Annotated in this window: 8 protein-coding genes and 1 pseudogene; 3 read left to right on the forward strand and 6 right to left on the reverse strand. The window is 31.7% G+C overall.

Features of this window, described 5'->3' with window-relative positions:
- The 3 genes and pseudogenes from QZZ11_RS00920 to QZZ11_RS00930 form a co-directional block, all read right to left on the reverse strand.
- Positions 1-508, reverse strand: a pseudogene (locus QZZ11_RS00920) (hypothetical protein); the annotation flags it as partial.
- Between the two features lie 33 nt (positions 509-541).
- Positions 542-919 (reverse strand): metalloregulator ArsR/SmtB family transcription factor, encoded by a 378-nt coding sequence (locus QZZ11_RS00925; RefSeq protein ID WP_292472675.1) that lies wholly within the window; start codon positions 917-919, stop codon positions 542-544.
- 127 nt (positions 920-1046) lie between these two features.
- On the reverse strand, positions 1047-1973 hold the full coding sequence (locus tag QZZ11_RS00930; protein WP_292472677.1) for a hypothetical protein: 927 nt from the start codon (positions 1971-1973) through the stop codon (positions 1047-1049).
- A 490-nt stretch (positions 1974-2463) separates the two neighbouring features.
- Between QZZ11_RS00930 and QZZ11_RS00935 the strand changes: the two genes are divergently transcribed.
- The 3 genes from QZZ11_RS00935 (at position 2464) to QZZ11_RS00945 (ending at position 5467) form a co-directional block, all read left to right on the forward strand.
- Positions 2464-3504: a hydroxymethylglutaryl-CoA synthase gene (locus QZZ11_RS00935; protein WP_292472679.1), complete on the forward strand. Its 1041-nt coding sequence runs from the start codon at positions 2464-2466 to the stop codon at positions 3502-3504.
- Positions 3505-3531: 27 nt separating this feature from the next.
- Positions 3532-4689, forward strand: coding sequence for a thiolase domain-containing protein (locus tag QZZ11_RS00940; protein ID WP_292472681.1), 1158 nt, complete (start codon positions 3532-3534; stop codon positions 4687-4689).
- 91 nt (positions 4690-4780) lie between these two features.
- A complete protein-coding gene (locus QZZ11_RS00945) occupies positions 4781-5467 on the forward strand; it encodes a hypothetical protein (protein WP_292472682.1) in 687 nt (228 codons plus the stop codon).
- Positions 5468-5484: 17 nt separating this feature from the next.
- Here QZZ11_RS00945 and QZZ11_RS00950 read toward each other — a convergent pair whose 3' ends face one another.
- The 3 genes from QZZ11_RS00950 to QZZ11_RS00960 form a co-directional block, all read right to left on the reverse strand.
- Positions 5485-5991 (reverse strand): hypothetical protein, encoded by a 507-nt coding sequence (locus tag QZZ11_RS00950; protein ID WP_292472683.1) that lies wholly within the window; start codon positions 5989-5991, stop codon positions 5485-5487.
- 187 nt (positions 5992-6178) lie between these two features.
- Positions 6179-7792 (reverse strand): thermosome subunit alpha, encoded by a 1614-nt coding sequence (gene thsA / locus QZZ11_RS00955; RefSeq protein ID WP_292472685.1) that lies wholly within the window; start codon positions 7790-7792, stop codon positions 6179-6181.
- Between the two features lie 247 nt (positions 7793-8039).
- Positions 8040-8257, reverse strand: a 218-nt coding sequence (locus tag QZZ11_RS00960; protein WP_292472686.1) for a hypothetical protein, incomplete at its 5' end; no start/stop codon positions are given.

The raw sequence follows: 8257 nt of genomic DNA on the forward strand, positions 1-8257 counted from the left end.
GTCCATGTTCCTCCTCACAACTACAAGTATCCTCATGAGAATGCTCATGTTCATGATTATGATGATGTCCATGATGGTGGTCATGACTATGTTCATCATCAGAACAATCATCACAACTGCATATTTTTATATCAACATCTTCACTATAGTCTATATCTTCACTGTGGTCAAACTGTGAGAAATCTGTTGATTTCTGGTAATTTTCCAATAATTTTTTGTTATAATGCGTGTTTTTCTGGCAATGCCTGTCTTCACAATCAGGATCCATACAAATGTAATTGTAATGTTCAGGATTTTCACAAATTCTTTTATTACAATCAGGATCGTAACAATGGTTTTCCATAAGTTCTGAAGATTCTTCCAAATATTCCATATTATAGTGTTCCTGTTTTTCACAATGGATATCTTCACAGTCCTTATCAAAACAAATGTAATTGTAATGTTCAGGATTTACACATCTTTCTTTATCACAATCTGGTTCAAAACATTTATTTTCTATTTTAGTCATGTTTTCTCCTAATTGAAAAAACATGTACTTCCACTATTCCAGTACATGTTCAATTCCAATGTTTAAAATTTCTATTACGTGTTTATCAGCTAAAGAATATCTTGCTTGTTTGCCCTCTTTAGTATATTTAACTAAATTTTTACTTCTTAATGTACTTAATTGATGGGAAACAGCTGATTGACTCATGCCCAAAACTTCACTGATATCACACACACATAAATCTTCAACAGCCAATAAGGATAATATTTTCAACCTAGTTGGATTACCAAATATTTTAAAGGTTTCTGATAAATCCATATAAGTATTATCATCCAATAATTGATTCTTTGCTCTTTTTGCAGCTTCTTCATGAATTACGTTTATTTCACATATTCCTTCATCAGCTTCAAAGAATTTTTTATCGTTACTCATTTTTACCACTTGATATATGAGTATATGTTCATATGTACATATAAATGTTTTGAAAAAAATTAAAAAATAATTTAATTAAAAAATAAATAGAAAAAAATAAAAAGAAGCCGAAAAGGCTAAAAAATAGTTAAACTTCTTTATTTCCCGAAGAGTTACTAGAAACATTTATTGTTGTATATCCAGAATTATTATTATTGGTAGAAGTCATATTTCCTGAATCAGTATTATTGGTAGAAGTCATATTTCCAGTATTGTTTGATGTATTATCAGAACTGAATAATCCAACAAAATCAAAATTATCTATCGCATGAATAAGACCTGATACTTCACCAGATGTACCATTAGAATAATAATCCCTGGTTACATAAACTATAGATGGAATTTCATAATCTATTATACTTTCTGAAACTGCTTCTGTATATGCATGATTATCCGGAGTATATGTTCCCATATTTGTATTGTTAACTATACTTTCCATAACCTTTTTAGAAGTATAAGTATTATCTGAAGGAACAAATACATATGAATTAGAATCATTAGTACTATGAACATCTACAGTAAAATTATAATTGTTGTTTATTACATCCGGAACAACATATTCTGATGCTAAATTTTCAGACATTTGATTTACTGTCATGTTACTTTGATTATTTTGAGTACCATTATTATTAGCACTGGAAGTATCTACAACATATATATCATAACAATAATTTAATTCTTTTTCGTTTTGTAATGTTGGAACAATAGAATTTTGAGATTTCTTTGCATCAACACCTACAATAAATGCCACATGGATATCTGACGATGGATTACCATAACCACTTGATTTAACTACCGTACCATAACTATTATTACCAATTATAGAAGAATCTACTGTTAAACTTGAACCATTTGTTTCAGAATCAACATCTGAAGTATTATTCTCTTCAACAGGTGGAGCTGATGTACCACCATTTAGTGCAACAGTCGCTAACATAACAAGAACTATAGCAGCCAACATGATAATAATCAATTTGGATGAACTTATAGGTGGCTTGTTAGAACCATTATACATAATTAACCTCCAAAACTTATTGAATATTGCTATTTAAAAATTTATTATCAAAATCATTAATGATATATGCATTAAATACTGTCCTATGATAAAATTTAATAATTATCTACCTTTTAATCATTTTTCTAGTACTGTTAGATAATAGATAATAAACTCCTAAATTATTTTTATTAATATATATTATGTTATTTAATAAATAAGAAAGTAATGTTTTAAATAGATAATCATTTTTGAAAACAAAGAAAAATCAATATAATTCTTAAACCTGATTTTTAATAAATTAAATAAGAATATTTCCTTTATTGGAAAAACATCAACAACCTCTTTTAAAAAAAATAAAAACAATAATTAAAATAAAATATATTAAGTTGTATTAACTTAAATTTAATTAATATAGACTAAATAATAGTTTCTTATTAAAATGTTATAATATATAAAATATCTGCATTGCAGAAAAATGAAAAATTTATTAGAGACCAAGGGTGATAAAATGACAGGAATTGTTGGATATGGAGCTCATGTTCCCTCTTACAGAATTAAAGTTGAAGAAATCGCTAAAGTATGGGGAGATGACCCAAACTCTATTTCAAAAGGATTAGTCGTTAATGAAAAATCAGTACCTGGACCAGACGAAGATACTGTGACTATCGCTGTAGAAGCAGCAAGAAGAGCATTAGCTCGTGCAGAAATTAACCCACAAGATATAGGTGCAATATATGTAGGATCAGAATCCCATCCATATGCAGTAAAACCAACAGCAACAATTGTTGCCGATGCAATCCAAGCATCCCCTAATTTAACTGCCGCAGATTTAGAATTTGCATGTAAAGCAGGTACAGCAGGAATTCAAGCTGCAATGGGTCTAGTTAAATCAGGAATAATCAAATACGGATTAGCAATAGGAGCTGACACATCACAAGGTGCTCCTGGAGATGCATTAGAATATACTGCCAGTGCAGGAGGAGCCGCTTATATTATTGGTGAAGACAACACAATTGCCGATATTGAAGAAACATGCAGTTTTACCACTGACACTCCTGATTTCTACAGAAGAGAAGGTGAAGCTTATCCATCACACGGAGGAAGATTTACTGGAGAACCAGCATATTTCAAACACGTTCTTGGTGCAGCTAATAGAATGTTAGAGAAAACAGGAACAACCGCAGCAGATTATGATTATGCAGTATTCCACCAACCAAATGGAAAATTTTACCTAAGAGCTGCAAAAAAATTAGGATTCAAAGAAGAACAATATAAACAGGGATTATTAACTCCTAACATTGGAAACACATATTCTGGAGCAACACCATTAGGTTTAGCTTCAATATTAGATATTGCAAAACCTGGAGATAAAATCTTTGCAGTTTCTTACGGTTCTGGTGCAGGAAGTGATGCATTTACCATAACAGTAAACGACAGAATAGAACAAGTAAGAAATAATGCTAAAACACTTGATGAAATTATGAAAAATTTAACTTATGTAGATTATGCTACTTATGCTAAATTTAAAGGAAAAATAAAAATGGATTAAACTCATTAAACATGAAAAGGTGAAAATATGAGAGATGTAGCAATAGTAGGAGTATCTCAAACCAAATTTGGAGAGTTATGGGATAAATCATTTAGAGATTTAGTAGTAGAAGCTGGAGTAGAAGCTATACACGATGCAAATATGAACGGAGAAGATATTGATGCAATGTATATTGGAAACATGTCCGGTGGATTATTTGTTGGACAAGAACACATAGGAGCATTAATTGCAGAACATTCAGGATTAGCCCCAATACCAGCCACAAGAGTAGAAGCAGCATGTGCATCAGGTGGATTAGCTTTAAGACAGGCAATCATGGCAGTTGCATCAGGCTATTATGACAAAGTAATGGCAGCAGGTGTAGAAAAAATGACTGACGTAGTAGATGCTACACCAGCAATTGCAGCAGCTGCAGATAGAGAATGGGAAGCACAACAAGGAGTAACTTTCCCTTCATTATATGCTATGATGGCAAGAAGACACATGCATGAATATGGTACAACACGTGAACAGATTGCAGGTTTTGCTGTACTTGGACATAAAAATGGAGCATTAAATCCAAAAGCTCAATTCCAAAGAGAAATTAGTGTAGATGCTGTATTAAACTCAACAAAAGTAGCATCACCTTTAAATATATTGGATTGTTCACCTGTTTCTGATGGTGCCGCAGCAGTAATAGTATGTCCTGCAGAAGATGCAAAAAAATATACGGATACACCAATATATGTAAAAGCTTCAACACAAGCTTCAGATACAATCGCTTTACATAGCAGAAAAAGTTTAACCACTATCGAATCAACAATTAATGCTTCCAGAAAAGCATATGATATTGCAGGTATAGAAGCAAAAGATGTTGATATTGCAGAAGTACACGATTGTTTCAGTATCAACGGATTATTAGCAATTGAAGATTTAGGATTCTTCAAAAAAGGTGAAGGTGGAAAAGCTATTGAAGATGGCCTTATTGAAAGAGACGGCCAAGTAGCAGTTAACACATCAGGTGGTCTTAAAGCAAGAGGACACCCATTAGGAGCAACCGGAATCGCACAAGCTGCAGAAGTTACATGGCAATTAAGAGGAGAAGCGGATAAAAGACAGGTAGATGGTGCTGAAATAGGTCTTACTCAAAATATCGGTGGAACCGGAGGTACTGTCGCAGTACACATTTTATCAAGAAACAAATAGATTCCTTCATTAACCCCCCTTTAATAAACTTTTTTTAAGAAATGATTATTTAGAATTAGAAATAAATACTGTATTATAAGGAAGTTTAAAAATGAGCCTGATAAAAAACATTAGTACAGTAATAATTTTATTAATGATTATAGTTACAGTACCCTATTTAATTTATGAATGGCATTCACATGAAAACATAGGTTCAAATGAAATGGGTTATGTAACAAAAGACATTTATAATCATTATGGATCAGAACAAACCATAATTTTAATAACCGGAATACATCCTAGAGAAAATTTAGCAATTAATCCCGAAATAGAATCAGCTAAAAGATTTGCCTTAACACATAATGCCCGAATGGTAAATTATAATGTTACTGTAACTAAAGATCCGGAAGATTACAAAAATAGCCGATATAATGGAGAACATTTGGTTTCAGAATTTGTTTTACCGGACATTTACAAATCAAAGGCAGATGCTGTGATAATAAGTCATTCCCATATTGAAGGATATGGTGAAGGTTTTTATATAGCAACACCAGCTATGGATGAAGCATCTGTTAAACTCGCTGAAAACATAAAAAATAGTGAAATTGATTTTAATTATTATAAGACACCTGAAAATACGACTTATGAAAGTACTTCCATCGAATTAGTATCCAAACCACTAGCTGATGCAGGTTATCCTACATTAGTTTATGAAATACCTGAAAATATTACTGAACAAGAATCAACAGATAGAACATATGATTTACTGGTTAAAACATATGATTTGTTGAATCAATAACTTTTTTTTAAAAATATTTATGATTGATGTAGATTCATGAATTCATCCCGATATTTATCCAAACGTGCCATATACTCATCCAATTCTTTATCATATTCCAACAAAACATGATTTGGGGCTTCTATTTCTACGGAACATCCGTCAAATAATAATAATTTTACTTCCAGTAAAGTAAAAAAATCAGAAAATAACGTTATGGCCAGATTTAAATAGTAATCTGATTCATATATAGGATCCAGTAACAAACATTCAATCATTTCCTTGATTTCAATAAAAAATGGATATTCATGAGTAATTATATCATTTGAATATAAGTTATCTGAAACTTTGTCTAATGAATCCAGGATTATGTTAATTATGTCCATAGCAACTGTTGTTGATAATCCTTTTTGACATTCAGCATCCATACTCCAATAAGAAGCGGGAGTAACATGTTTTAAAGATTCAAATAAACCTATTATCAATTTTTTATATTCTGTTATATCCCCAAAGAATAATTCATTGAAATCTAATATTTTGTCCATAAAAACACTCAGAAATTGTTGTTGTATGATACTTTGTTAAAAAATAAATAAATATTTAATTTAAAAATAAGTAAAAAAAAAGTAATCCATGATGAAGTATCATGGATTTCCCCTAATACAATTAATACTCTAGATTATATTCTAATAGTTTAATTTATAGGTAATTTAACTGATTAGTTAACTAATCTTACATTCCAGGCATTCCGCCCATACCATCCATACCTTGAGCTGCTGCTACGTCTCCTTGACTGGATGATGCGATTACGTCGTCAATTCTTAAAATCATTTCAGCTGCTTCAGCTGCAGATTGAATTGCTTGTTTTTTAACTCTTTGAGGTTCGATAACTCCAGCTTCTTTCATGTCAGCTACTCCACCTTCAAATACATTTAATCCCATGTAAATTGAATCTTCGTGAGCTGCTCTTAAATCTACTAAAGAATCGATACTGTCTAAACCTGCGTTTTCTGCTAAGGTTCTTGGTACTACTTCTAAAGCTTCTGCAAATGCCATTACAGCTAATTGTTCTCTTCCGCTGATGGTTTCTGCATAGTCTTTTAATCCTTTTGCAATAGCAATTTCAGGAGCTCCTCCACCAACTACTACTTTACCGTCTTCAACTGTAGAAGCAACTACACCTATTGCATCTTCAACTGCTCTTTCAATTTCATCCACTACGTGGCTGGTTGAACCTCTTAATAATAAGGTTACTGCTTTAGGATCTTTACATTCTTTTACGAAGATCATATCGTCACCAGATACTTTATCTTCTACTACTGAACCTGCATCTCCTAAATCTTCACTGGTTAAGTCTTGGATGTTTGTTACGATTTTTGCACCGGTTGCTTTTGCTAATTTTTCCATGTCGGATTTTTTAACTCTTCTTGTTGCTAAAATTCCTGCTTTAGCTAAGTAGTGTTGTGCTAAGTCATCGATACCTTTTTGACAGAATAATACGTTTGCACCTGCATCTACTAATCCATCAATCATTTCTTTAATCATTGCTTCTTCTTGTTCAATGAAAGCTTGCATTTGTGCTGGGTCAGTAATTCTGATTTCTGCATCTACTTCTGTTTCTTTAACTTCTATTGCACTGTTTACTAAAGCAATTTTTGCGTTTTCAATTGAAGTAGGCATACCTGGGTGTACTCTTTCTTTGTCAACAATTACTCCACTTACTAATTCGGAGTCTTCTATTGCTGCACCATCTTTAGATTCGATTTTAATTTGTTCGATATCTACTTTACCGTCTTCTTCAACTTGGTTTACTGCACCAACGATGAGTTCTGCTAAAGGTTCTCTTGCTTTTTCGGTTCCTTTACCAGTCATTGCTGTCATTGCAACTTTCATTAAGGTATCTTTATCGGAAGAATCTAAGGAAATTGATTCTAAAATTTCTTGTGCTTTTTGAGCTGCTTGTCTGTAACCTAATGCAATGATTGTTGGGTGAATTTCTTTATCTAATAATTCTTCGGATCTTTTGAGTAATTCTCCTGCGATAATTACTGCTGTTGTTGTTCCGTCACCTACTTCATCTTCTTGTGTTTTTGCTACTTCTACTAACATTTTAGCTGCTGGATGTTCGATATCCATTTCTTTAAGGATTGTTACACCGTCGTTTGTTACTACGATATCTCCAATTCCATCTACAAGCATTTTGTCCATACCTTTTGGACCTAATGTTGTTCTTACAGTTTCTGCTAATACTTTACCAGCTAATATGTTATTTCTTTGTGCATCTCTACCTAAAGCTCTTGATGTTCCTTCAGGTAAGATGATTAATGGTTGTTGTTGTTGTGCCATTTTATTACCTCTAAATATTTTAATCTATTCAAATTGTATATAATTTTAGTTTAAATATTTCATTAAATAATTTTTTTATAATCAGTCTATAATCATAATGGGTTTGACTTTATATAAATACTTTTCTATTTTATTCTGTACAAAATACAGAAAAATAATTCAAGGAAAAATGAACATGAAATAAAATTCAATTCTGACTAGATAAAAAAAAGGGAAAAAAAGAAAAAAAAATATAAAGAATGTAAGGTTAAGATTTTTGTAATACTGTGAACGTTGTTTCACTTGTGTACTCATTATAGTTAGTGTTTCCACTATAACCTATTAAAACAGTTTTTACACCAGCTTTTGTCATTGCAGCAGAGAATGTGAATGCACCTTTGCTGTCTGTTTTTGCATAGTATTTTTTACCGTCTATGATTATTTTTACATTACTGTTTGCCACTGCTTTACCGCTGGCATCTTTGA

The organism is Methanosphaera sp. (assembly GCF_016282985.1).
GTDB lineage: Archaea > Methanobacteriota > Methanobacteria > Methanobacteriales > Methanobacteriaceae > Methanosphaera.

Coding starts and splice junctions, on each gene's coding strand:
- QZZ11_RS00940 (WP_292472681.1), top strand. CDS start 3,532: ATGAGAGATGTAGCAATAGTAGGAGTATCTCAAACCAAATTTGGAGAG.
- QZZ11_RS00925 (WP_292472675.1), bottom strand. CDS start 919: ATGAGTAACGATAAAAAATTCTTTGAAGCTGATGAAGGAATATGTGAA.
- QZZ11_RS00950 (WP_292472683.1), bottom strand. CDS start 5,991: ATGGACAAAATATTAGATTTCAATGAATTATTCTTTGGGGATATAACA.
- QZZ11_RS00935 (WP_292472679.1), top strand. CDS start 2,464: ATGACAGGAATTGTTGGATATGGAGCTCATGTTCCCTCTTACAGAATT.
- thsA (WP_292472685.1), bottom strand. CDS start 7,792: ATGGCACAACAACAACAACCATTAATCATCTTACCTGAAGGAACATCA.
- QZZ11_RS00930 (WP_292472677.1), bottom strand. CDS start 1,973: ATGTATAATGGTTCTAACAAGCCACCTATAAGTTCATCCAAATTGATT.
- QZZ11_RS00945 (WP_292472682.1), top strand. CDS start 4,781: ATGAGCCTGATAAAAAACATTAGTACAGTAATAATTTTATTAATGATT.